Origin of the sequence: Sinorhizobium terangae (genome assembly GCF_009601505.1) — a bacterium.
Taxonomy (GTDB): domain Bacteria; phylum Pseudomonadota; class Alphaproteobacteria; order Rhizobiales; family Rhizobiaceae; genus Sinorhizobium; species Sinorhizobium terangae.
Genome location: NZ_WITC01000043.1, coordinates 61,721 through 86,775 on the forward strand (window position 1 = coordinate 61,721; position 25,055 = coordinate 86,775).

Genomic DNA, 25,055 nt, shown 5'->3' on the forward strand with positions numbered 1-25,055 from the left:
GGATACGGACCGACAACTCATGACACTTTAAGAGGGGCGCCTCTCCGCGTGGGGCGCCCCTCTCCAATTCAAGCCTTGCGTATGTCTCACGCTGAAGCCGTCTCAACCTGAGCCTGGTCATCGCTCGGCCGCGCGACCGGTTCCGGCGCCACGCGGGCGTGCTTGGCGAGAAAATCAAGGACGGCCCGAACACGCGCGGGAAGCGCGCCGCCCTGGCCGAGGAAGACGGCATGAATCTCTTCCAGATCGCCGGGATTCAAGTCTTCCAGCACGGGAACGAGCCGCCCGGCGTCGATGTCGGCGCGCACGGTGAATTCCGCAAGCCGCGTAAGCCCCGTGCCGGCAAGGGCGAGATGGCGCAGTCCCTCGCCGTCGCTCACCTGCAGCGTCCCCGAAGCCGGCAGAATGATGGTTTCCCCATCGGATTTGATCGGCCAGCCGTCGACGGCGCGCGCGTAGCAGAAGCCGAGCCGGTTATGGACCTCGAGCTCTTCGATGCTCGAGGGCGTCCCGTTCCGCTCGAGATAGGAGGGCGCCGCGACGATCACCATTCGCGTGGCGCCGAGCTTGCGGGCAATCAGCGCCGAACTCTTCAAGGGCCCTGATCGGATGGCGATATCGGCACGCGCCTCCATCAGGTCGACCACCGCATCGGTCTGGACGATGTCGAGCGAGACGGCGGGAAAGCGCTCGCGGAATTCCGGTAGCAGCGGCATCAGGACATGGGTTGCGAAAGAAGCACTGACATTCAGCCGGACCCGGCCCGTGGGCATCTCGCCTCCGGCCGCACAGCGTTCGGCCTCCTCGATGTCGGCGAGGATGCGGGCGGTGCGCTCATAGAAGGCACAGCCCTCCGGCGTCAGTTGCAGCCGCCGCGTGGACCGGTTGACCAAGCGGACGCCGAGCCGGTCCTCGAGCCGCAGGACGAGCTTGCTGACCGCCGAAGGCGTCATGCGGAAATGGCGCGCTGCCGACGAAAAGGCGCCAAGCTCGACCGCCTTGGCGAACACTTCCATTTCCCCTGAACGATTGATCGAAAGCCGCGACATATGACTTCAACTCACAAATGATATTCCGAACCGCAGTCTATCTCCAAAAGGAAGGGAACTCCATCTTCATGTCTCCAGACACATCGAGACGACAAGGGAGTTTGAGAGATGGAGTATCGACGGCTTGGCTCGTCCGGCTTGAAGGTTCCGGCACTGAGCTTCGGCGCAGGCACGTTCGGCGGCAAGGGTCCGCTCTTCGGCGCCTGGGGCACGACGGACGACGCGGAGGCGCGCCGCCTAGTCGACATCTGCCTTGAGGCGGGCGTCAATCTTTTCGACACGGCTGATGTCTATTCGGACGGCGCCTCGGAAGAGGTGCTCGGCGCGGCGATCAAGGGACGACGCGAAAAGGTGATCCTTTCCACCAAGATGTCGCTGCCGCTGGGTGACGGCCCGAACGATGCTGGCTCCTCCCGCTCGCGCCTTATCCACGGTGTCGAAGCGGCACTGAAGCGTCTCGGGACCGACTATATCGACCTCGTGCAATTGCACGCTTTCGATGCCGGAACGCCTATCGAAGAGGTGCTTTCGACACTCGATACCTTGGTTCGCGCTGGCAAACTCCGCTACGTCGGCGTCTCCAATTTCTCCGGCTGGCAGCTGATGAAATCGCTCGCGCTCGCCGAGCGGCATGGTTATCCCCGTTACGTCGCCAACCAGGTCTACTATTCACTGGTCGGCCGCGACTACGAGTGGGAACTGATGCCACTCGGCCTCGACCAGGGTGTCGGGGCACTCGTCTGGAGCCCGCTGGGCTGGGGTCGGCTGACGGGCAAGATCCGCCGCGGCGAGCCGTGGCCGGCCGGAAGCCGGCTGCACGACACCGCCGCCTTCGGACCGCCGGTCGACGATGAAAAGCTCTACGATATCGTCGAGGTGCTCGAAGCGCTTGCGGAGGAAACCGGCAGGACGGTGCCGCAGATCGCCATCAACTGGCTTCTGCAGCGGCCAACCGTTTCGAGCGTCATCATTGGCGCCCGCAACGAAGCGCAGCTCCGACAAAATCTTGGCGCTGTCGGCTGGTCGCTCTCCGCCGATCAGGTCGCGCGCCTCGACAAGGTCAGCGCGACGACGGCACCCTATCCGCATTTCCCCTATTACCGGCAGGAGGGTTTTGCCCGCATCAACCCTCCACCGGTTTGAGTAGACGGGAAAGCCGGCCGTGATTCACCCCCCGGGTTTCGGCTTGCTTTCTTTCTTCGCATTGCACAAAATTCCCATGAATGGCCGGCAACGGACCGGCCATCGAGGGGAAAAATCTGCATGTCGATCAAGGCCAGTATCTACCACCTCACGCACTATACCTATGACCGGCCGGTAAGGCTCACACCGCAAATCATCAGGCTGAAACCGGCCGCGCATTCGAAGACCAAGGTCATCAGCCACTCGCTGAAAGTCTCCCCTGCAAACCATTTCGTCAATTTGCAGCAGGATCCCTACGGCAACTATCTCGCCCGCTACGTCTTTCCTGACCCCGTAACGGAATTGAAGATCGAGGTGGATCTGGTCGCCGACATGACCGTCTACAATCCGTTCGATTTCTTCGTCGAGGAAGAAGCCGAACATTGGCCTTTCCCTTATCCTGAAGACTTGAGCGAAGACCTGAGGATCTACATGGCGCCGGAGCCTATGGGGCCGAGGCTTTCGGCATTCATGGAGAGCGTCGACCGGTCACGTCAGCGCACCGTCGATATGATCGTCGCTCTCAACACGCGGCTGCAGAAGGAAATCGGCTACGTCATCCGTATGGAGCCGGGCGTCCAATCGCCGGAAGAGACGCTCGGCATTGCCAGGGGCTCATGTCGCGATTCCAGTTGGCTCCTGGTGCAGATCCTCCGCAATCTCGGCTTTGCCGCGCGCTTTGTCTCCGGCTATCTCATCCAGCTCACGCCGGACCTGAAGGCCCTCGATGGTCCCTCCGGCACCGAATACGACTTCACCGACCTTCACGCCTGGGCGGAGGTCTATCTTCCAGGCGCCGGCTGGATCGGGCTCGATCCAACGTCCGGCCTCTTAACCGGAGAGAGCCATATTCCGCTGGCCGCCACTCCGCACTATCGTAACGCCGCACCCATATCCGGCGAGTTCTTCGGCGATCCGGAGACGAGAAGCAATTTCGCCTTCGAGATGAAGGTTGCCCGCGTCGCCGAACATCCGCGCATCACCAAGCCCTTTTCGGACGAGAGCTGGGAAGCACTGAATGCTCTCGGTGATCAGGTCGATCGTGTGCTTGCCGAGAACGACGTGCGCTTGACCATGGGCGGCGAGCCGACTTTCGTCTCGATCGACGATTTCGAATCGGACGAATGGAACACCGCTGCGGTCGGCCCGACGAAACGCGAGAAGGCGGATACGCTCATCCGGCGCCTGCGCGAGCGCTTCGCGCCCGGCGGCTTCCTGCATTATGGACAGGGCAAGTGGTATCCGGGCGAAAGCCTGCCGCGCTGGACCTTTTCCCTCTACTGGCGCAAGGACGGCGTGCCGATCTGGCGTGAGGCCAATCTGATCGCGGAGGAAACCGGCCGGCGCCACATCACCGAGCAGGACGCCGAGCGCCTGCTCGTCGCAATCGCCGGCGAGCTCGACGTCGATGCGGAGATGGTCGTTCCGGCCTATGAGGACCCGGCCGAGTGGATCGTCAAGGAAGCAAACCTTCCGGACAACGTCGATCCTTCCAATTCGAAACTCAAGGATCCGGAAGAGCGCAGCCGCCTCGCCCGCGTCTTCGAGCGCGGCCTGACGACTCCGACGGGCTACGTTCTGCCGGTGCAGGCCTGGAACGCACTTGCGAGTGGCCGGCGATGGATGAGCGAGAAATGGAAGACCCGCCGCGGCCGGATTTTCCTCGTGCCCGGCGACAGCCCCGTCGGCTATCGCCTGCCGCTCGGCTCGCTGCCCTATATCGCTCCCTCCGCCTATCCCTATATCAATCCGGTGGATCCGACGGTTCCACGCGGCGACCTGCCGGATTTCAGCCGGGGCCGGGCGCAGCACTCGCGCTTCCAGCCGTCGGAGGAGCCGCCCACACCGCTGCCGCCCTCTCGCGACGAGATCGACGGCGCCGTACGTACAGCGATCAGCGTCGAGCCGCGCGATGGCCGGCTTTGCGTGTTCATGCCGCCGACGACGAGCATCGAGGAATATCTCGACCTCATCGCCTCGACCGAGCGGGCCGCCGCCCCGCTCGGCATGCCCGTGCATATCGAAGGCTATCCGCCACCGCAGGATGAGCGCATCAACGTCATCCGCGTCGCCCCGGACCCCGGCGTGATCGAGGTCAACATCCACCCGGCGGCAAACTGGCGGGAATGCGTCGATATCACCACGGCGATTTATGAGGAGGCGCGCCAGAGCCGGCTCGGCACCGACAAGTTCATGATCGACGGTCGTCATACCGGGACGGGCGGCGGCAATCACGTGGTCGTGGGCGGCCGCAACCCTAACGACAGCCCCTTTCTGCGCCGGCCGGATCTTCTGAAGAGCATCGTGCTCCACTGGCAGCGCCACCCTTCGCTCTCCTATCTCTTTTCCGGCCTCTTCATCGGACCGACCAGCCAGGCGCCGCGCATCGACGAGGCGCGCCACGATTCCCTCTATGAACTGGAGATCGCGCTCGCGCAGGTGCCGCGGCCCGATGCCGATCGCCCGCCCCCGTTGCCGTGGCTGGTGGACCGGCTGTTCCGCAACCTGCTCGTCGACGTCACCGGCAATACCCATCGCTCCGAAATCTGCATCGACAAGCTCTTCTCACCGGACGGACCGACCGGGCGGCTCGGGCTGATCGAGTTTCGCGGTTTCGAGATGCCGCCCAACGCGCGCATGTCGCTCGCCCAGCAATTGCTCGTCCGCGCACTCATCGCCCGCTTCTGGAAAAGTCCGGTCGATGGCGGTTTCGTGCGTTGGGGCACGGTCCTGCACGATCGCTTCATGCTGCCGCACCATGTCTGGCAGGATTTTCTCGACGTGCTTGCGGACCTCCGCGCCCACGGCTTCGACTTGCGGCCCGAATGGTTCGAGGCCCAGCTCGAATTCCGCTTCCCCTTCTGCGGCGAGGTGGAATATGAAGAGGCGAAGCTCGAACTGCGTCAGGCGCTGGAACCCTGGCACGTGATGGGAGAGCAGGGCGCGATCGGCGGCACCGTGCGCTACGTCGATTCCTCGGTGGAGCGATTGCAGGTGAAGCTCGAAACCGCCAATCCGGACCGCTACACGGTCGCGTGCAACGGCCGGCCCGTGCCACTGACCCGAGCCGGGAAAGGTGGTGTGGCCGTCGCAGGCGTGCGTTACAAGGCTTGGCAGCCCGCCTCCGGCCTGCATCCGGTCCTGCCGGTCAACACTCCCCTTACATTCGATATTTATGATAAATGGTCGAATCGAGCGATCGGCGGCTGCGTCTACCACGTGGCGCATCCGGGCGGGCGCAACTATGAGACATTTCCGGTCAACGGCAACGAGGCCGAAGCACGCCGTCTGGCGCGCTTCGAGCCCTGGGGCCACACCACCGGTGGCTATCGGCTTCAACCTGAGGCTCCGCCGGCGGAATTTCCGCTGACGCTCGACCTGAGGCGTCCAGCAGGAGTGTAAATGGCGAAGAAACAGGCGGCAAAGGCGGAAGAGAAGGATCGGCTCGACCCGGCGTTCGGCTATCGCGCCCTTCCGGGTATCGCCGACGAAATGCTCGATCCGGACGGCAATGTCAGGCCGGTCTGGCAGCGGCTGCTCTCGGCGCTTGGCCAGATGGACGAAGCGGATCTCACCAATCGCTTCGCCCGTGCCGACCGTTATCTGCGCGATGCCGGTGTTTTCTATCGGGCCTATGGCGGCCAGGATAATTCGGAACGAAGCTGGCCGCTGTCCCACATCCCCGTCCTGATCGACGAGGCGGAATGGGCGGTTGTTTCGCAAGGGCTGATCCAGCGCGCCGAACTGCTCGAGCGTGTGGTCGCCGATATCTATGGCGAAAACCGGCTGGTCCGGGAGGGCCTGCTGCCTCCTGCCCTCGTCGCCTCCAATCCGGAGTTCCTGCGCCCGCTGGTCGGTGTCAAACCGGCCGACGGACATTTCCTGCACTTCTGCTCGTTCGAGATCGGACGCGGGCCGGATGGCAACTGGTGGGTGCTTTCCGATCGCACCGAGGCTCCCTCCGGCGCCGGCTTCGCACTGGAAAACCGTGTTGCGACGACGCGCGCCTTTTCCGATATCTATGCCGAAACGCACGTGCACCGACTGGCGGGCTTCTTCGGCGCATTTCGCGATACGCTGCAGGCTCGAAAGCAGCATCCGGACGATCGCATCGCCGTCCTCTCGCCCGGCATTGCCAATGAGACCTATTTCGAACACGCCTATATCGCCCGTTACCTCGGCTTCATGCTGCTCGAAGGCGAGGACCTGACGGTCGTCGGCGGCCGTGTCATGGTGCGCACGGTTGCCGGCCTCAAGCCTGTCGGCGTGCTGTGGCGCCGGCTCGACGCGGCCTTCGCCGATCCGCTCGAACTCAACCAGTCTTCCCATATCGGCACGCCCGGGATCGTCGAGGCGCTGAGGGCCGGCTCCGTCTCGATCGTCAATGCGCTCGGCTCTGGGATCCTGGAGACCCGCGCCCTTCTCGCCTTCATGCCGGCGATCTGCCGCCACCTGCTCGGCGAGGAGCAAAAGCTGCCGTCGATCGCCACCTGGTGGTGCGGGCAGCAGTCCGAACGCGACAATGTCGCCGGCAATGTCGAGCGCATGGTGATCGGTCCAGCCTATTCGACCCGCCCCTTCTTCGACGACAACGGACAGTCGGTCCTTGGCACGTCGCTCTGCGAGGACGGCACCTCGGTTTCGGAATGGCTAGGGACCGGCGGCGGCAAGCTGGTGGGACAGGAGGTCGTCACGCTGTCGACGACCCCCGCCTGGGTGCGCGGACGGCTGACGCCGCGGCCGATGAGCTTGCGGGTCTTCGCTGCGCGCACGCGCGACGGCTGGCAGATCATGCCAGGCGGTTTCGCGCGTATCGGTTCCGGCGACGACGTGGCGGCTATCGCGATGAAGGCGGGCGGGACGGCCGCCGATGTCTGGATCGTCAGCGACAAGCCGGTCGAGCGCACGACACTGCTCCCGGCCGAGGAGAGCTTCACGCGCAACATGCCGGGCAGCCTGCCGAGCCGCGCGGCTGACAATCTCTTCTGGCTGGGCCGCTATATCGAGCGGTCGGAAGGTGCACTCAGGATCCTGCGAGCCTGGCACGGGCGCTTCGCCGAGGCCGCCGATCCGAAAATGCCGCTTCTGAAGGACGTCACGGACTATCTCGCGGCCCTCGACATCAACACGCGCCAACCGGTACCCGACAGCCTGCTCGCCAATATCGACAGCGCGCTCTTCAGCGCCGGCAATATCCGCGACCGGTTTTCGCCCGACGGCTGGCTGGCCCTCAACGATCTGTCGAGGACGGCGCGGAAGTTTCATGCGACCGTGCAGGCCGGCGACGACGCCACGCATGCGATGACCATTCTGTTGCGCAAACTTGCCGGCTTTGCCGGTCTCGTCCACGAAAACATGTACCGCTTCACCGGCTGGCGGTTCCTGACGATCGGTCGCTATATCGAGCGCGGCCTCCACATGACCCGCTTGCTTGGGCATATGTCTGGACCCGAAGCTCCGGACGGCGCCTATGACATGCTGCTCGAGATCGGCGACAGCGTCATGACCCACCGCCGCCGCTACAACGTCAACACGGCAGCGCTGACTGTCACCGACCTCCTCGCCCTCGATCCGCTCAATCCGCGCTCGGTTCTCTATCAGTTGAACGAGATCAAGACCGAGGTGGAGCTCTTGCCGAACGCTTTCGTCAACGGTCAGATGTCACCCTTCTACCGCGAGACGATGCGGCTTCATTCCGGCCTTGCGGTGATGACGCCGGAGGCAATGACGGCGACCGTCTACAAGCAGCTCGAACGGGATCTCGAAAGGCTTTCGGACCTGCTCGCGCAAACCTATCTCGGCTAGAGCGGAATGAGTCACGCGGCACGCGAATGCTACCCCTCCCCAACCCCTCCCCGCGAGGGGGAGGGGCAGTCTTTGCCGCACCGTCTCCCACTCCACGTCACCCTTGCGCCTGAAGCGAGGCTTGGAAACGACAGGAGATCGCAGCTGGCGCCTGGCCCCTCCCCCTCGTGGGGAGGGGTTGGGGAGGGGTCTATCCACCTCGAAACGCCCAACGAAGGCGGCACTTGCCAATGCTCTACGACATCAACCTGACGATCACCTACGGCTACGAGGCCCCGGTTGCCGGCGGACGCCACCTCGTACGTGTGCTGCCGGCCTCGATCCCCGGTCGTCAACGGCTTGTCGTCGGCTCGATAAGCTGCCAGCCGACTCCGGGCGAACGGGTCGAAAGCGTGGATTTCTTCGCGAACCCCACCACGTCCATCCTTTTCCGTTCGGTGCACGACAGCCTCGCCATTCGCATGCAGGCACGCGTTCAGGTGGAAGCGCAGGCGCTCACCGCCGATCTTACCCCGCCTCTTGCCGGTTTGCCGTCGCAGCTTGCCGCGTGCTGGTCGGTCGATGCGGAGTCCCCGCACCATTTTGTCGGGCCGAGTCCGCTCCTGCCGGACGCCCCGGAGATTGCGGCCTACGCGCGGGCGATCGCCGACGAAGGAATGACCGTGCGCCAGATTGGGACGGCGATCTGCGAGCGCGTCCACCGCGACTTCGTCTACGATACCGAGGCGACGACCGTAAACACGACGGCTGCCGAAGCCTTCAAGCTCAAGCGCGGCGTCTGCCAGGACTTTGCACATGTGATGATCGTCGCCCTTCGCAGCCTCGGCATTCCGGCGGGCTATGTCAGCGGGTTCCTCAGAACCTTGCCGCCGCCAGGCAAGGAACGGCTGGAAGGCGCCGACGCAATGCATGCCTGGGTTCGCTTCTGGTGCGGCACCGCGAGCGGCTGGATGGAACTCGACCCGACGAACAATATTCCGGCCGGCACGGATCACATCGTCGTAGGCCACGGCCGCGACTACGGCGACGTCGCGCCCGTAATCGGCATACTCAAGAGCTATGGCAGCCATACCACGGAACAGGCCGTGGACGTCGTTCCCGTTGGCTGATCCGAATTGGTACAGTCGGGTCCCATATCCGGTCAACCAGTCCCGGGCAAATCATTGGAAACCATGGAACTTCTTCCAAAATTCATTAAAATTCAAGCAATTGGCTGAACGAGATAGTAATTCGTCGCCGCTAATGCTCGCCCCAAGCTTGCAATGTATTTCTTGGGGTGCGCGAAGATGGGAAGACGATCCATGAGGGGCCGGTCCTTCGGCATGATGCTGAAGGACCGCGGCGGTAATTTCGGAATGATGACGGCGCTGGTGGCACCGCTGCTGCTGGCAGCGGGTGGTGTCTCCATCGACATGGCCAACATGCTGATGACCAAGAACCAGTTGCAGGACGCCACCGATGCCGCCGCGCTCGCCGCTGCTTCCGCGCTGGTCTCGAACGAGCAGCCCAACATTGAAGAGGCCAAGGCGATTGCGCGCAAATTCCTGAAGGCGCAGATGGCAAGCTCGAGCTCGGCGGACACCCCGGCCGATGGTGACCAGACGCCAACAGCAACCGCCCAGTCGGCGGACAGCGCAGCGGCTGCCTCCGAGGCGCCAGATTGGGACGATGTCAATACCTCGGAAGTTAATATCATCGAGACGCCCAATGGCGTGAAGGGGAAGTCCTTCAAGGTTTCGATCGTCAACAAGCATCTGATCCAGTTCAACGCGATGACGCGCCTCCTGGGCACGGATTCGATCGAACTCGAAACCAGGGCAACGGCGGAAAGCGCAACCGAGAGCAAGAACGCCTTGTCCATGTATCTCGTGCTCGACCGCTCCGGATCGATGGCCTGGAAGACGAATACGATCGACACGACGAAGTCCAAGTGCTCCAATTACACGGAGGCGAACTGGGACAGGTATCCGAACCTCAAGGCGACCAGCCCGTGCTACGTCACAAAGGTCAATGCTCTGAAGACGGCCGCTGACGACCTGTTCGCCCAGCTGATGCTCGCCGATCCGGAGCAGATCTATGTGCGCACCGGCGCCGTTTCCTACAACGCTTCGCAGGATCCCGCGGGCAGCCTCGCCTGGGGAACGACGGGCGCGTCAGCTTACGTCAATGCGCTGGTCGCGACAGGCGGAACGGCTTCCGGCAACGCCTTCAAGACCGCCTACAACAAGGTGACCGCATCGACGGAAGACACGGCGCACAACAGCAAGAACGGTCAGGTTCCGACGAAATACATCGTCTTCATGACCGATGGCGAGAACAACTACGCCAACGACGATACGGTCACCAAATATTGGTGCGACGTCGCCAAGGCCAACAAGGTTCAGATCTACAGCGTCGCGTTCATGGCACCGGACCGCGGCCAGGCCCTCTTGAAGTATTGCGCTTCCTCCACCGCGCATTATTTCGAGGCCGAGGAAGCAGCCGACCTCGTTGCCGCCTTCAAGGCGATCGGCGAACGGGCCTCTGCCATGGTCTCCCGGCTTACCGAATAGTCCGACGCCAAACCGCTCCGTTCATGCCGTCCGGCCCCGCTGGGCGGCATTTTTCTTTATGCGCAAGTACATGTTGCAAGCGCTTCGGATCGATGCATAAATTGCCCTAAAGCGCGTTGCGTTCAATCGGACTCATGCGACGCGCTTTAGGTCATTGTTTTTATGCATGTCGTTGTCCAAAAACCGCTGCACACTTTTGGGCGACATGCACTAACTCCCGGTCGGCGCCGGCCCGCGGTCTCCCACACGCGAAAAGGGCAAACAGAAAAAGGTAATGACAGTTCTTATGATCAATCGGCTCTCCACATCCGAACTGCCGCACCCCGCACCCAGGTCGTCCGAGCCCGGCCAACTCGCGGTGGAAATCCTCGAACGCCTCAAATACCGCATCGGCAAGGACCCGAAAGTGGCCAAGCCGCATGACTGGTTGACGGCCGCCATTCTCGTTGCGCGCGACCGGATCACCGACAAGTGGATGGATTCGACCCGCAAGACCTATGCCACCGGCGCCAAGCGCGTCTATTACCTGTCGCTCGAATTCCTCATCGGCCGCCTTATGCGCGACGCGATGACGAATATCGGCCTGATGGACGAGATGCGCGATGCGCTGGCGTCGCTCGGCGTCGATATCGACGTGATTGCGCAGCTTGAACCGGATGCAGCGCTGGGCAATGGCGGCCTCGGCCGTCTTGCCGCCTGTTTCATGGAATCCATGGCGACCGTCGACGTACCCGCTTACGGCTACGGCATCCGCTACATGCACGGTCTGTTCCGCCAGCAGATGGCCGACGGCTGGCAGGTCGAACTGCCCGAGACGTGGCTGGCCCACGGCAACCCTTGGGAATTCGAACGGCGCGAAAGTTCCTATGAAATCGGTTTCGGCGGCGGCGTGGAAACCGTCAATATCGACGAGGAGGTTCAGCGCTACGTCTGGAAGCCGGCCGAACGCGTCATCGCCACTGCCTTCGACACGCCGGCGGTCGGCTGGCGCGCAAAGCGCGTCAACACGCTGCGCCTCTGGGCGGCGCAGCCGATCGATCCTATCCTGCTCGAAGCCTTCAACGCCGGCGACCACATCGGCGCGCTGCGTGAAAGCAACAAGGCGGAAAGCCTGACGCGCGTGCTCTATCCGGCCGACGCGACGCCGGCGGGACAGGAACTGCGCCTCAGACAGGAGTATTTTTTCTCATCCGCCTCGCTGCAGGACATCCTGCGCCGCCACCTGCAGCAATATCCGGACTTCACGTCCTTGCCGGACGCGGTCGCCATCCAGCTCAATGATACCCATCCGGCCGTTTCCGTGGCGGAGCTCGTGCGTCTCCTGACCGATGTCCACGGACTCGATTTCGACCAGGCCTGGGATATCACCCGCCGCACCTTCGCCTACACCAATCATACGCTGCTGCCGGAAGCGCTGGAAAGCTGGCCGGTGCCCCTCTTCGAGCGGCTCCTGCCGCGCCACATGCAGATCGTCTACGCCATCAATGCCAAGATCCTGATCGAGGCACGCAAGCAGAAGCACGCGACCGACGAGGAGATCCGCAACATTTCGCTGATCGAGGAGACGGGCGAGCGGCGTGTGCGCATGGGCAATCTCGCCTTTGTCGGTTCGCATTCGATCAACGGCGTCTCGGCGCTGCACACCGAACTGATGAAAGAGACGGTCTTTGCCGATCTGCACCGGATCTATCCCGACCGCATCAACAACAAGACCAATGGCATTACGCCGCGGCGCTGGCTGATGCAGTGCAATCCCGGCCTGTTCGGCCTCATTCGTGAGGCGATCGGCGACGAATTCATGGACAATACGGAGGCACTGCAGGCGCTTGACGCCTTTGCCGACAAGGCGGACTTCCAGGAGAGATTCGCCGCGGTCAAGCACGCCAACAAGGTGAAGCTTGCGAAGATCATCCAGGCGAATCTCGGCATCCGGCTCGATCCCTCCGCAATGTTCGACATCCAGATCAAGCGCATCCATGAATACAAGCGGCAACTCTTGAACATCGTCGAGGCTGTCGCTCTCTATGACCAGATGCGCTCGCATCCCGAACTCGACTGGGTGCCGCGGGTCAAGCTCTTTGCCGGCAAAGCGGCCCCGAGCTATCACAACGCCAAGCTGATCATCAAACTTGCCAACGACGTCGCCCGCGTCATCAACAACGACCCGGCCGTTCGCGGCCTCCTGAAGATCGTCTTCGTTCCGAACTACAATGTGTCGCTGGCCGAAGTGATGGTGCCGGCCGCCGATCTTTCCGAACAGATCTCGACCGCCGGCATGGAGGCCTCCGGCACCGGCAACATGAAGTTTGCGCTGAACGGCGCGCTCACCATCGGCACGCTCGACGGCGCCAATGTCGAAATGCGCGACTGGGTGGGCGAGGAAAACATCAAGATCTTCGGCATGACCGCCGAGGAGGTGGCGCAGGCGCGGGCGGAAGGGCACAATCCGCGCGCCATTATCGAGGGCTCGCGCGAGCTGTCGCAGGCGCTTTCCGCGATCGCCTCGGGCGTGTTCTCGCCGGACGACCGCAATCGCTTCTCCGGGCTTGTCGACGGTCTCTACAACCATGACTGGTTCATGGTCGCGGCTGATTTCGAGGCCTATGCAAAGGCACAACGTGAGATCGATCAGCTCTGGACCAGGCCCTCCTCCTGGTACGCCCAGGCGATCCGCAATACCGCGCGCATGGGCTGGTTCTCGTCCGACCGCACGATCCGGCAATATGCCGGGGAAATCTGGAGCGCTGGATGACGGATTCGCCCGGCAAGGACCCAGCGCCCGATCCGTCCGGTGTGCTGCCAGCGGCGGATATCGCGGCAATACTTTCCGGCACCCACGACAATCCCTTCGCTGTTCTCGGCGTTCATGCCGCCGGCAAGGACTATGTTGCCCGCTGCTTCATCCCCGGCGCCGAGGCCGTGACGGCAGAAACCCTCTCCGGCAAGGAAATCGGCACGCTCAACCGGCGCGACGACGCCGGCTTCTTCGAGGGCGTCGTGTCGCTGCGCAAGGAGCAGCCCGTTCGTTATCGCGCCGTCAACAGCGGCGGTGAATGGGTCATCGTCGATCCCTATAGCTTCGGCCCCGTTCTCGGGCCGATGGACGACTACTATATTCGCGAGGGCTCGCATCTCAGGCTCTTCGACAAGATGGGCGCCCATCCGATCTTGCACGACGGCGCGGAAGGCTTCCACTTTGCCGTCTGGGCCCCGAACGCGCGACGGGTGTCGGTGGTCGGCAGTTTCAACGACTGGGATGGACGGCGGCACGTCATGCGCCTGCGCGCCGATACCGGCATTTGGGAGATATTCATTCCCGGTATCCCGGCTGGCGCGCCGTACAAATATGAAATCCTCGACAGCGAAGGGACGCTCCTGCCGCTGAAAGCGGATCCGTTCGCCCGCCGCTCGGAACTGCGCCCCGATACGGCTTCGATGACGACGGGCGAGATTGCGCAGATCTGGGAGGACGAAGCGCATCGCCGGCATTGGGCCGAGGTCGATCCGCGCCGGCAGCCGATCTCCATCTACGAGGTGCATGCCGGTTCCTGGCAGCGGCGCGACAATGGCGAGATGCTCTCCTGGGACGAGCTGGCGGACCGGCTCATTCCCTACTGCGTCGACATGGGCTTCACTCACATCGAGTTCCTGCCGATCTCCGAATTTCCGTTCGACCCATCCTGGGGCTATCAGACCACCGGCCTCTACGCCCCGACGGCCCGTTTCGGCGAACCGGAGGGTTTCGCCCGCTTCGTCAACGGCTGCCATAAGGTCGGCATCGGCGTCATCCTCGACTGGGTGCCGGCGCATTTCCCGACAGATGAGCACGGCCTGCGCTGGTTCGACGGCACTGCGCTCTACGAGCATGCGGACCCGCGCCAGGGATTTCATCCCGACTGGAACACGGCGATCTACAATTTCGGCCGCCAGGAGGTTCTCGCCTATCTCGTCAACAATGCCCTCTATTGGGCCGAGAAGTTCCACGTCGACGGTCTGAGGGTCGATGCGGTCGCGTCGATGCTCTATCTCGACTACTCGCGCAAGTACGGCGAGTGGGTGCCGAACGAATATGGCGGCAACGAAAACCTGGAAGCCGTCCGCTTTCTGCAGACGATGAACACCCGCCTCTACGGCATCCATCAAGGGGTGCTGACGATCGCCGAAGAGTCGACCTCTTGGCCGAAGGTTTCGCATCCGGTGCATGCGGGCGGTCTGGGCTTCGGCTTCAAGTGGAACATGGGCTTCATGCACGACACGCTGCAATATCTCTCGCGCGAATCCGTGCACCGGAAGTTCCACCACAACGACATGACCTTCGGGCTGCTTTACGCCTTCAGCGAGAATTTCGTGCTGCCGCTGTCACACGATGAGGTGGTGCACGGCAAGGGATCGCTGATCGCCAAGATGGCGGGCGACGACTGGCAGAAGTTCGCCAATCTCAGGGCCTATTACGCCTTCATGTGGGGCTATCCCGGCAAGAAACTGCTCTTCATGGGCCAGGAATTCGCCCAGTGGCGGGAATGGTCGGAGGATCGCGCGCTCGACTGGAACCTGCTCGAATACAATATGCACGAGGGAATGCGCCGCCTGATACGCGACCTGAACGGCACTTACCGCTCGAAGGCGGCGCTGCATGCGCGAGACTGCGAGGGCGAGGGTTTCGAGTGGCTGATCGCGGACGACCGGGACAATTCCGTCTTCGCTTGGCTCAGAAAGGCTCCGGGACAAAAACTCGTCGCGGTCGTCACTAATTTCACCCCGGTCTATCGCGACCACTATGACGTGCCGCTTCCCATCGCGGGGCGCTGGCGGGAGATCCTCAACACCGATGCGGAAATCTATGGAGGGAGTGGCAAGGGCAACGGCGGCGCCGTTTATGCCGAGACGAAATCGAACGGAGAGACGATCGCCACCATCACGCTGCCGCCTCTGGCGACGCTGATGCTGGAGCAGGACTAGCCGTCCCGTACGAGGGGCGGGGCAGGAGGACGTCATCTGGACCGCGAGGCGTCGCAGGAGCCGCCGAGCAGTCCTCGAACTGGTAATGGGGAGGACAAATGGTGGAAAAGCGTACACAACCCCTGGCCCGCGATGCCATGGCCTATGTTCTCGCCGGCGGCCGCGGCAGTCGACTGAAGGAATTGACCGACCGCCGCGCAAAGCCCGCCGTCTATTTCGGCGGCAAGGCGCGCATCATCGACTTCGCGCTCTCCAACGCGCTCAATTCCGGCATCCGCCGCATCGGCGTCGCCACCCAATACAAGGCACATTCGCTGATCCGGCATCTGCAGCGCGGCTGGAACTTCTTCCGGCCCGAGCGCAACGAGAGCTTCGATATTCTGCCGGCAAGCCAGCGCGTGTCCGAAACGCAATGGTATGAGGGTACCGCCGACGCCGTCTATCAGAACATCGACATCATCGAGGATCACGGCGTCGAGTACATGGTCATCCTCGCCGGCGACCACGTCTACAAGATGGACTACGAACTGATGCTGCAGCAGCACGTCGATTCCGGCGCCGACGTGACAATCGGCTGCCTCGAGGTGCCGCGGATGGAGGCGACCGCCTTCGGCGTCATGCATGTCGACAAGACGGACCGCATCATCGCCTTTGTCGAGAAGCCGGCCGATCCGCCCGGCATTCCGGACAGCCCGGACCTGGCGCTCGCCTCGATGGGCATCTACGTGTTTCACACCAGGTTCCTCATGGACATGCTGCGCCGGGATGCCGCCGATCCAAAGTCGAGCCGTGACTTCGGCAAGGACATCATCCCCTATATCGTCGAACACGGAAAGGCGGTCGCCCACCGCTTCACCCGGTCCTGCGTCCGCTCGGATTTCGAGCGGGAGGCCTATTGGCGCGATGTTGGCACGATCGACGCCTATTGGCAGGCCAATATCGACCTTACGCACGTGACACCTGAACTCGACATCTATGACAACACCTGGCCGATCTGGACCTTTGCCGAAATCAAGCCGCCGGCGAAATTCGTGCATGACGACGAGAACCGCCGCGGCTCGGCGACCTCCTCGCTCGTTTCGGGCGATTGCATTATCTCGGGCGCCGCGCTCAACAAAAGCCTTCTGTTCACCGGCGTCCGGGTCAATTCATACTCCAGACTCGAAAATGCCGTAGTTCTCCCCGACGTGACAATCGGGCGGCACTCGACGCTGCGCAATGTGGTCATCGACAGCCGCGTCGTCATTCCTGAAGGCCTGGTCGTCGGCGACGATCCGGAACTTGACGCCAAGCGCTTCCGCCGCACGGAAAGTGGCGTCTGCCTGATCACCCAATCGATGATCGACAAGCTGGGAATGTAGCCGCGTATGAACATCCTGTCTGTTGCGTCCGAGGTCTATCCATTGGTCAAGACCGGGGGGCTCGCCGACGTCGTCGGTGCGCTCCCCGCGGCTCTCGTTCCGCACGGCATCCGGACGCGCACGCTGGTGCCCGGCTATCCCGCCGTCCTGCACAAGCTGAAAAAGAAGCACAAGGTCGGCAGCTTCGACGATCTCTTCGGCCATCCTGCGACGGTACTTGCGGCCGAGATCAACGGACTGGATCTGCTGGTCCTCGACCAGCCCGCCCTTTACGCCCGCGACGGCGGACCCTATCTCGATCCGACCGGGCGCGACTACCCCGACAATTTCCGCCGTTTCGCGGCACTCTCGCTTGCGGCGGCCGAAATCGCCGGCGACAATATCATCCCCGGCTGGAAGCCGGACCTCGTCCACGTTCATGACTGGCAAACGGCGCTGACCCCCGTCTACATGCACTTCGGCTCGGCGCGGAACATGCCGACGGTGATGACGATCCACAATATCGCTTTCCAGGGGCAGTTCGGCGCGTCGGTGTTTGCCGAACTCGCACTGCCGCCGGAGGCTTTCTCGATGCAGTTCGTCGAATACTACGGCGATGTCGGCTTCCTGAAAGGCGGCCTGCAGACGGCGACGGCGATAACCACGGTAAGTCCTTCCTACGCGCAGGAAATCCTGACGCCTGAATTCGGCATGGGCATGGAAGGGCTCCTCTCAAGCAGAGTCGCAAGCCTGACGGGCATCGTCAACGGCATCGACGCCGACGCATGGGATCCTGAAACCGACCCGCACATCATGGAGCACTACGGTCCGGCTACGATCAAGCGACGCGTCGCCAACCGCAGGGCGCTGGAAGAGCGTTTCGGACTGGAAAACAGTCCTGGCCCGATCTTCTGCGTCATCAGCCGCCTTACCTGGCAAAAGGGGATGGACCTGCTTGCCGAAGTGACGGACGATATCGTGGCGCTCGGCGGCAAGCTGGTGATACTCGGCTCGGGTGACGCGGCGCTCGAGGGGGCGTTGCTCGCCGCCGCCTCGCGCCATCGCGGCCATATCGGCATGGTGACCGGCTATGACGAACCACTGTCACATCTCATGCAGGCAGGCGCCGATGCAATCATCATCCCGTCGCGCTTCGAGCCATGCGGACTTACCCAGCTCTACGGGCTGCGATACGGATGCGTGCCGATCGTCGCGCGCACCGGCGGCCTCACCGACACGGTCATCGACGCCAATGAGGCTGCGCTTTCAGCCAAGGTCGCCACGGGATTTCAATTCAGGCCGGTCACCGCCGACGGATTGCGCCTTGCGATCAGGCGTGCCTTCCGTGCATACAGCGAACCGAAAGTGTGGGCACGCATGCAAAATCAGGGCATGAAGTCCGACGTTTCCTGGGCCAAGAGCGCGGAACGCTACGCCTCGCTCTATTCCGCTCTCCTCGCGAAAGGCTGATAAGATGATTAAAACCGTCTCCACAAACCCCTATGGCGATCAGAAACCCGGCACGTCCGGCCTGCGGAAGAAAGTTCCGGTATTCCAGCAGAAGAACTATGCCGAGAACTTCATCCAGTCGATTTTCGATTCGCTCGAAGGCTTCGAGGGCCAGACGCTGGTGATCGGCGGCGACGGCCGCTACTACAATCGCGACGTCATCCAGAAGGCCATCAAGATGGCGGCCGCGAACGGCTTCGGCCGCGTGCTTGTCGGCCGCGGCGGCATTCTGTCGACCCCGGCCGCCTCCAATATCATCCGCAAATACAAGGCCTTCGGCGGCATCGTGCTGTCAGCGAGCCACAATCCGGGCGGCCCGACCGAGGACTTCGGGATCAAATACAATGTCAGCAACGGCGGCCCGGCGCCGGAAAAGGTGACCGATGCGATCTTCGCCCGCACCAAGGTCATCGACAGCTACAAGATCGCGGACGCCGCCGACGTCAATCTGGACCTGGAAAGCTCCCACCAGATCGAAAACATGACGGTAACGGTCATCGACCCGGTTAGCGACTATGCCGAGCTCATGGAAAGCCTGTTCGACTTTGCCGCGATCCGCAAGCTGATCGCAGGCGGTTTCCGCGTGGTCTTCGATGCGATGAGCGCAGTGACCGGCCCCTATGCCAAGGAGATCATCGAGAGGCGGCTGGGAGCGCCGAAAGGCTCGGTGATGAATTTCATACCGCTGCCCGACTTCGGCGGCCATCATCCGGATCCGAACCTCGTACACGCCCGCGCCCTTTATGAAACGATGATGGCGGTGGACGCCCCGGATTTCGGCGCCGCTTCCGATGGCGACGGTGACCGCAACCTCATCATCGGCAAGGGCATCTTCGTCACGCCTTCGGACAGTCTGGCAATGCTTGCAGCAAATGCGCATCTGGCGCCCGGCTATGCCAAGGGATTGGCCGGGATCGCACGCTCGATGCCGACGAGCGGCGCCGCCGACCGCGTGGCGGAAAAGCTCGGCATCGGCATCTACGAGACGCCGACCGGCTGGAAATTCTTCGGCAACCTGCTCGACGAGGGTCTGGCGACCATCTGCGGCGAGGAAAGCGCCGGCACCGGGTCCAACCATGTGCGCGAAAAGGACGGGCTCTGGGCGGTGCTGCTCTGGCTCAACATCCTTGCCGTGCGCAAGGAAAGCGCACTCGAGATCGCCCGCAAGCACTGGGCGACCTATGGCCGCAACTATTATTCGCGCCACGACTACGAAGAGGTCGACACCGACGCAGCGAACGGCCTGATCAGTGCCTTGCGGGACAAGCTCGCCACCCTGCCGGGCAAGAGCTTCGGCGCGCTCTCGGTCGAGACCGCCGACGACTTCTCCTATAACGATCCGGTCGACAAATCGGTAAGCAAGAACCAGGGCATCCGCGTCCTGTTCAAGGGCGGATCGCGTGTCGTCTATCGTCTTTCCGGCACCGGCACCTCAGGCGCGACACTCAGGGTCTATATCGAGCGGTTCGAAGCGGACCCGGCACGCCACGACCTCGACACGCAGGAGGCACTTGCCGATCTCATCGCCGTGGCCGACGAGATCGCCGAGATCAAGACGCGCACCGGTCGCGATCAACCGAGCGTGATTACCTGAGGTGTATGCCACCCGGTCGCTCCGGGCGACGCTCTGCTGCTCCGCTACCCCCCTCTGGCCTGCCGGCCATCTCCCCCACAAGGGGAGATTGGACGTGGCCCGCTAAGTGCCTCCAATAGGAGGCTCCGCAATGCGAGCGTTCCTGTTGGAGGATGGGATTGCAACGAGTCGATCTCCCCCCTTGTGGGGGAGATGCCCGGCAGGGCAGAGGGGGGTGCCAGGGACACTAACTTGAACAGCAATACCAACAAGAGGCACGCCTTCATGCCGACGACCGGAATTCCACCCCTCGGCGTGACGCGCACGCCAGACGGAACGCGCTTCGCGGTCTGGTCCCGCCATGCCGCCCGCGTCGATCTCTGCCTGTTTGACGAGAGCGGGGCGGAGGAATTGCGCCGCCTGCCGATGCTGCGCGACGGTGACGTTCACAGCCTGACGCTTGCCGATGCACCCGTCGGCACTCGCTATGGCTTGCGGGCCGACGGCATCTACTCGCCCGATCATGGGCTCTGGTTCGATCCGTCGAAACTCTTGGTCGATCCTTACGCGATCGAGCTCGACCGTCCCTTTCGCCATGATCGTCGCCTGACGATCTTCGGTGAGGAGACCGCCGATCTGGTGCCGAGAGCGATCGTGACCGAAACAGAGGCGGTGAAGGTGGAGCCGCCGCTGTTTGAGCCTGGCGGATTGATCTACGAGGTGGCGGTCAAACCGTTCACCATTCTGCACTCGGATATTCCCGAGAAAAAGCGGGGCACTGTCGCCGCCCTGGCGCAACCGGTGATCATTGACCACCTGAAGCGCCTTGGCGTCTCGGCCGTCGAACTGATGCCGATCGTCGCCTGGATCGACGAGCGGCATCTGCCGTCGCTCGGCCTTCACAACGGCTGGGGCTACAATCCGACCGTCCCAATGGCGCTCGATCCGAGGCTCGTGCCCGGCGGCGTCAAGGAACTGCGCAACACTGTCGAGACGCTGCACAAGGCCGGCATCGGCGTCATCCTCGACCTCGTCTTCAACCATTCCGGCGAGAGCGACCGCCTCGGCACGACCCTTTCCATGCGCGGGCTCGACAATCTTACCTATTACCGCCATGTGACCGACCAGCCCGGAGAACTCATCAACGACACCGGCTGCGGCAATACGATAGCCTGCGACCATCCGGTGGTCCGGGATCTCATTCTCGCCAGCCTCCGCCATTTTGTGCTTGCCGCCGGCGTCGACGGCTTCCGCTTCGACCTCGCCTCGATCCTCGGGCGTGATATGAGCGGCTTTCACCGCGACGCCGCTCTCTTTGCGGCGATCGCCGCGGATTCGGTCCTTGGCGACCGCATTCTCATCGCGGAGCCCTGGGATACCGGTCCCGGCGGCTACCAGCTCGGCAACTTCCCCGAACCCTTCCTCGAATGGAACGACCGCACGCGGGACGACATTCGCCGCTACTGGCGCGGCGACCGGCATGCGATCGGCGCGCTCGCGACCGCACTCGCCGGCTCCTCCGATACGTTCTCGCGGTGGGGCGAGACGGCGACCCGCAGCGTCAACTTCATCGCCGCGCATGACGGCTTCACGCTGACGGATCTCACCGCTTATGCGCGCAAGCACAACGAGGCGAACGGCGAAGACAATGGTGACGGCCACAACGAGAATTATTCGTGGAACAATGGCGCCGAAGGCCCCATTGACGATCCGGAAATCGCGACAGCGAGGCAGGCAGACGCCATGGCGCTGATCAGCACGCTTTTCGCTTCGCGCGGAACGATCATGCTCACCGCCGGCGACGAAGGCGGGCGCAGCCAGGGCGGCAACAACAATGCCTATGCGCAGGATAACGGCCTCACCTGGCTCGATTGGACAAAGCTCGACCGGAAGCTCATCGACCACACAGCCGCGCTCTCAGCGATGCGGCGGCGTTTCGATGTCTTCGCGGAGACGCACTTCCTCACCGGGAAGGGCGACGTCGCCTGGCTGCGTCTCGACGGTCATCCAATGACGGTCGAGGATTGGGAACACCCGGCGACTGACAATCTCGTCATGATGCTTGCGACCGGCGACCGGGCGCAGCGACGGGCGACCCGGCTCGCGGTAGTCATAAACCGCGGTCACGCACCGCATCCCTTTCAGCTTCCCGCAAGCCTCAACGGCAAGTGGTGCGATGCGCTTTCCGGGACGGCGGCAACCCCGTCCGTCGCCCCCCGCTCGGTCACCTTCTTTGTCGAAGTTTTCTGAGTTTTTACTACCACTTGCCAGTATTCCCCCGACCAGCCTATAGATCGGTTGGGCGCTATGAGTGGGATGAGGAATGGTGCGAGCGGTTTTTCCGCCCGCGTCCCGCTCTAAATCATTCTAGAGGCGATCGGGACAAGCATATGCCGCACGACATTTCGCTTTCAGAGATCAAGGGGCTGATCGGCAAGGAGCTCGGTGTCTCCGACTGGATTACCGTGACGCAGAAGACCATCGATAGTTTTGCCGAGGCGACGGGCGACTTCCAGTTCATCCACACCGATCCGGAGCGCGCCGCGGCAGAGACGCCCTTCGGAGGCACGATCGCCCACGGCTTCCTGTCGCTGTCGCTGCTTTCAGCGATGAACTACAATTGCCTGCCGAAGATTCGCGAACAGACGATGGGCATCAATTACGGCTTCGACAAGGTCCGCTTCATCGCGCCGGTAAAGAGCGGCGCCAAGGTGCGCGGCCGGTTCGCCATGGCAGACGCCCGCTTTCGCGGCGCCGGAATGTTGATGATTACCTATGACGTAACCGTCGAGATCGAGGGCGAGCGCAAGCCCGCCCTGACGGCGACATGGCAGACAATCATCCAGTTCGACCCGAAGGACCGGCCGGCGGATGCCTGAGAAAACGGGGGCCGAGGAGCGGGTCCGTCGGGCCTTTCGTAGCCAGGGCAAGGCCTGCGAAGAACTCGACTCGCCTTTCATGGCCCGGCTCTGCCGGTTGGCGGCCGAGCGCCTTGATGGTGAACGTGCGGTCGGCAGCCGCGTCCTGAGCTGGGAGGGCAATCCGCGGCCCGAGGCAGACTCCGTACCGCTGCGGCTGTGCGGTGCGCTTCATGCCCTTGTGTTGTCGAGACGCGACGACAGGCTGACTTCATGCTATCCGCCGAATGTCACAGACGACGAAACGCTCTGGGCCGCGTGCGAAGCGGCCTTTCGGACGCACGCCGATTTTATCCTGGAGCGGCTCACTTCCGCACCGCAGACGAACGAAGTGCGCCGCTCAGGTGCGCTGCTTGCCGGCTTTCTCACGGTCGCACGCGGCTTTGGCAAACCACTTGTCCTTTCAGAAGTTGGTGCCAGTGCCGGTCTCAACCTGCACTGGGATCGCTACGGCTACGACCTTTCCGGCGGGCAGTGGGGCGACATGGAATCCGGCGTCGTCATCTCGCCCCAGTGGTCCGGAGCAGCGCCGCCCGACGGATCGGTCGAAATCGTCGGACGCGCAGGATGCGACATCAACCCGCTTGACCCGGCGAGCGAGGAGCACCGGTTGCGCCTGCTCTCCTACATCTGGGCCGACCAGCCGGACCGGCTCGAGCGCACCCGAAATGCGCTGGCGATCGCGGCTGCTCATGGCAACCTTGTCGAGCGTAGAGACGCTGTGGACTGGCTGAAACAGCGCCTCGCCCATCCCTTCCCCGGTGCGGTCCATGTCGTTTATCATTCGGTCGCCTGGCAATATCTGTCTCTGTCCGCCCAGCAAGAGGGCGAGGCCCTGATCGCTGCTGCAGGAAGGGCGGCAACAGCAGACGCGCCGCTTGCTTGGCTGCAGATGGAAGCGGATGGTTCAAGACCCGGCGCTGCGCTAACGCTCCAGACGTGGCCCGGCGGCGGGAAACATCTGATCGGTCGGGCGGACTTCCATGGTCGATGGATAGAGTGGACCGGCTTGCGGAAAGAAGGGTGATCGCGAAGCCACAAGTTCAGAACGTGATCACGTGGCGGATAACCCGCCCCTGATCGAGAAGATCGAACGCCTCGTTGATCTCTTCAAGCGGCCCCGTGCTCGATAGCAGCCGGTCGACAGGCAACTTGCCGCGCTGGTAGAGGGCAATGAATCGCGGGATATCGCGGCTCGGCACGCAGCTTCCCATGTAACTGCCGCGGATCGTGCGCTCCTCGGCGACGAGGCTGACCGCAGGGATGGCGATCTGGCTTGAGGGGCGGGCAAGTCCTGCCGAGGCCGTCAAGCCACCGCGCCGGGTGATCCGGTAGGCGAGCTCGAAAGCCCTGACCGAACCCGCCGCCTCCACCGCATGGTCGACGCCGCCGCGGGTCGCCTCGCGGATCTTTTCCGCTGCATCCGGATCGCCAGCGAGGAATGCATCCGTCGCGCCCAGTTGGAGCGCCAGCTTCAGTTTGTCCTCAGACAGATCGACTGCCACGACCCGTTCGGCGCCAGCGGCGATCGCGCCTAGAACCGCCGCCAACCCGACGCCGCCGAGACCGACAACGGCAACCGATTGGCCGGGCTTGACCTGGCAGGTGTTGACGACTGCACCGACGCCGGTCAGCACGGCGCAACCGAACAGGGCCGCTTCCACCATCGGCAGATCCGCCTCGATCCTGACGGCCGAGTGGCGCGAGACGACGGCATAATCGGCAAAGGCGGAAACGCCGAGATGGTGATGCACCGGAACCGCATCACAGCGCAGGCGGCGCTCGCCTGAAAGCAACGTTCCCTTACCGTTTGCCTCCGCGCCCGGAATGCAGAGCGCCGGCCTGCCTTCCGCACAGGGCAGGCAATGACCGCAGCTCGGCATGAAGCTCATCACTACGCGATCACCGGGCGCGATATCGCGCACGCCGCTCCCGACCGCCTCCACCGTGCCCGCCGCCTCGTGGCCAAGCGCCATCGGCACCGGACGTGGCCGATCGCCGTTGATGACCGAAAGATCGGAGTGACAGAGTCCGGCTGCACCCATTCTGACCAGAAGCTCGTCCGGTCCGGGCGGATCGAGGTCGACGGTCTCGATCGATAGAGGCCGTGTGTTGGCATAGGGCCTCTCGACCGGTGATTTCCTCAGCACCGCCGCGCGTGTCTTCAC

Annotated in this window: 15 protein-coding genes; 13 read left to right on the forward strand and 2 right to left on the reverse strand. The window is 63.1% G+C overall.

The window, feature by feature from the left end; translation table 11 throughout:
• Positions 1-86: 86 nt before the first annotated feature.
• Positions 87-1,049, reverse strand: a complete 963-nt coding sequence (locus GHK62_RS12230; protein ID WP_153439420.1) for a LysR family transcriptional regulator — start codon at positions 1,047-1,049, stop codon at positions 87-89.
• A 108-nt stretch (positions 1,050-1,157) separates the two neighbouring features.
• Here GHK62_RS12230 and GHK62_RS12235 point away from each other — a divergent pair, with 108 nt between their 5' ends.
• The 13 genes from GHK62_RS12235 to GHK62_RS12295 all read left to right on the forward strand — a co-directional run bounded on the left by GHK62_RS12235 (position 1,158) and on the right by GHK62_RS12295 (position 23,914).
• Positions 1,158-2,192, forward strand: a complete 1,035-nt coding sequence (locus tag GHK62_RS12235) for an aldo/keto reductase (RefSeq protein ID WP_153439422.1) — start codon at positions 1,158-1,160, stop codon at positions 2,190-2,192.
• Positions 2,193-2,312: 120 nt separating this feature from the next.
• Entirely contained in the window at positions 2,313-5,633 is a 3,321-nt protein-coding gene (locus GHK62_RS12240; protein ID WP_153439424.1) for a transglutaminase family protein, read from the forward strand.
• Positions 5,634-8,036, forward strand: coding sequence for a circularly permuted type 2 ATP-grasp protein (locus tag GHK62_RS12245; RefSeq protein WP_153439426.1), 2,403 nt, complete (start codon positions 5,634-5,636; stop codon positions 8,034-8,036).
• Positions 8,037-8,266: 230 nt separating this feature from the next.
• A complete protein-coding gene (locus GHK62_RS12250) occupies positions 8,267-9,145 on the forward strand; it encodes a transglutaminase family protein (RefSeq protein ID WP_153439428.1) in 879 nt (292 codons plus the stop codon).
• A gap of 177 nt (positions 9,146-9,322) precedes the next feature.
• Complete coding sequence (locus GHK62_RS12255; RefSeq protein ID WP_153439430.1) at positions 9,323-10,588, forward strand: vWA domain-containing protein; 1,266 nt, start codon at positions 9,323-9,325, stop codon at positions 10,586-10,588.
• Positions 10,589-10,862: 274 nt separating this feature from the next.
• Positions 10,863-13,340: a glycogen/starch/alpha-glucan phosphorylase gene (locus tag GHK62_RS12260; protein WP_327791016.1), complete on the forward strand. Its 2,478-nt coding sequence runs from the start codon at positions 10,863-10,865 to the stop codon at positions 13,338-13,340.
• The gene (gene glgB / locus GHK62_RS12265; RefSeq protein WP_153439432.1) at positions 13,337-15,547 is read left to right on the forward strand and encodes a 1,4-alpha-glucan branching protein GlgB; all 2,211 of its coding nucleotides are present in this window, start codon (positions 13,337-13,339) and stop codon (positions 15,545-15,547) included. Before GHK62_RS12260 ends, glgB begins: the two co-directional genes overlap by 4 nt.
• Positions 15,548-15,645: 98 nt before the next feature.
• Positions 15,646-16,908: a glucose-1-phosphate adenylyltransferase gene (glgC, locus tag GHK62_RS12270; RefSeq protein WP_153439434.1), complete on the forward strand. Its 1,263-nt coding sequence runs from the start codon at positions 15,646-15,648 to the stop codon at positions 16,906-16,908.
• Between the two features lie 6 nt (positions 16,909-16,914).
• The gene (gene glgA, locus GHK62_RS12275) at positions 16,915-18,357 is read left to right on the forward strand and encodes a glycogen synthase GlgA (protein ID WP_153439436.1); all 1,443 of its coding nucleotides are present in this window, start codon (positions 16,915-16,917) and stop codon (positions 18,355-18,357) included.
• A gap of 4 nt (positions 18,358-18,361) precedes the next feature.
• The gene (locus GHK62_RS12280; RefSeq protein ID WP_153439438.1) at positions 18,362-19,990 is read left to right on the forward strand and encodes an alpha-D-glucose phosphate-specific phosphoglucomutase; all 1,629 of its coding nucleotides are present in this window, start codon (positions 18,362-18,364) and stop codon (positions 19,988-19,990) included.
• Between the two features lie 264 nt (positions 19,991-20,254).
• The gene (gene glgX, locus GHK62_RS12285; protein ID WP_153439472.1) at positions 20,255-22,219 is read left to right on the forward strand and encodes a glycogen debranching protein GlgX; all 1,965 of its coding nucleotides are present in this window, start codon (positions 20,255-20,257) and stop codon (positions 22,217-22,219) included.
• A 140-nt stretch (positions 22,220-22,359) separates the two neighbouring features.
• Positions 22,360-22,848, forward strand: a complete 489-nt coding sequence (locus tag GHK62_RS12290; RefSeq protein WP_153439439.1) for a MaoC family dehydratase — start codon at positions 22,360-22,362, stop codon at positions 22,846-22,848.
• Positions 22,841-23,914 carry a DUF2332 domain-containing protein gene (locus tag GHK62_RS12295; protein ID WP_153439441.1) on the forward strand — a complete coding sequence of 358 codons (1,074 nt, stop codon included), beginning with the start codon at positions 22,841-22,843 and terminating at the stop codon, positions 23,912-23,914. The genes GHK62_RS12290 and GHK62_RS12295 overlap by 8 nt, the downstream gene beginning before the upstream one ends.
• Positions 23,915-23,930: 16 nt before the next feature.
• Here the strand turns inward: GHK62_RS12295 and GHK62_RS12300 are convergent, their stop codons facing one another.
• Positions 23,931-25,055, reverse strand: coding sequence for a zinc-dependent alcohol dehydrogenase family protein (locus GHK62_RS12300; protein WP_184108578.1), 1,125 nt, complete (start codon positions 25,053-25,055; stop codon positions 23,931-23,933).

What these genes read in the sequence shown, in the direction of transcription:
- GHK62_RS12230 (WP_153439420.1), bottom strand. Translation starts at nt 1,049, where the DNA reads ATGTCGCGGCTTTCGATCAATCGTTCAGGGGAAATGGAAGTGTTCGCC.
- GHK62_RS12235 (WP_153439422.1), top strand. Translation starts at nt 1,158, where the DNA reads ATGGAGTATCGACGGCTTGGCTCGTCCGGCTTGAAGGTTCCGGCACTG.
- GHK62_RS12240 (WP_153439424.1), top strand. Translation starts at nt 2,313, where the DNA reads ATGTCGATCAAGGCCAGTATCTACCACCTCACGCACTATACCTATGAC.
- GHK62_RS12245 (WP_153439426.1), top strand. Translation starts at nt 5,634, where the DNA reads ATGGCGAAGAAACAGGCGGCAAAGGCGGAAGAGAAGGATCGGCTCGAC.
- GHK62_RS12250 (WP_153439428.1), top strand. Translation starts at nt 8,267, where the DNA reads ATGCTCTACGACATCAACCTGACGATCACCTACGGCTACGAGGCCCCG.
- GHK62_RS12255 (WP_153439430.1), top strand. Translation starts at nt 9,323, where the DNA reads ATGGGAAGACGATCCATGAGGGGCCGGTCCTTCGGCATGATGCTGAAG.
- GHK62_RS12260 (WP_327791016.1), top strand. Translation starts at nt 10,863, where the DNA reads ATGACAGTTCTTATGATCAATCGGCTCTCCACATCCGAACTGCCGCAC.
- glgB (WP_153439432.1), top strand. Translation starts at nt 13,337, where the DNA reads ATGACGGATTCGCCCGGCAAGGACCCAGCGCCCGATCCGTCCGGTGTG.
- glgC (WP_153439434.1), top strand. Translation starts at nt 15,646, where the DNA reads ATGGTGGAAAAGCGTACACAACCCCTGGCCCGCGATGCCATGGCCTAT.
- glgA (WP_153439436.1), top strand. Translation starts at nt 16,915, where the DNA reads ATGAACATCCTGTCTGTTGCGTCCGAGGTCTATCCATTGGTCAAGACC.
- GHK62_RS12280 (WP_153439438.1), top strand. Translation starts at nt 18,362, where the DNA reads ATGATTAAAACCGTCTCCACAAACCCCTATGGCGATCAGAAACCCGGC.
- glgX (WP_153439472.1), top strand. Translation starts at nt 20,255, where the DNA reads ATGCCGACGACCGGAATTCCACCCCTCGGCGTGACGCGCACGCCAGAC.
- GHK62_RS12290 (WP_153439439.1), top strand. Translation starts at nt 22,360, where the DNA reads ATGCCGCACGACATTTCGCTTTCAGAGATCAAGGGGCTGATCGGCAAG.
- GHK62_RS12295 (WP_153439441.1), top strand. Translation starts at nt 22,841, where the DNA reads ATGCCTGAGAAAACGGGGGCCGAGGAGCGGGTCCGTCGGGCCTTTCGT.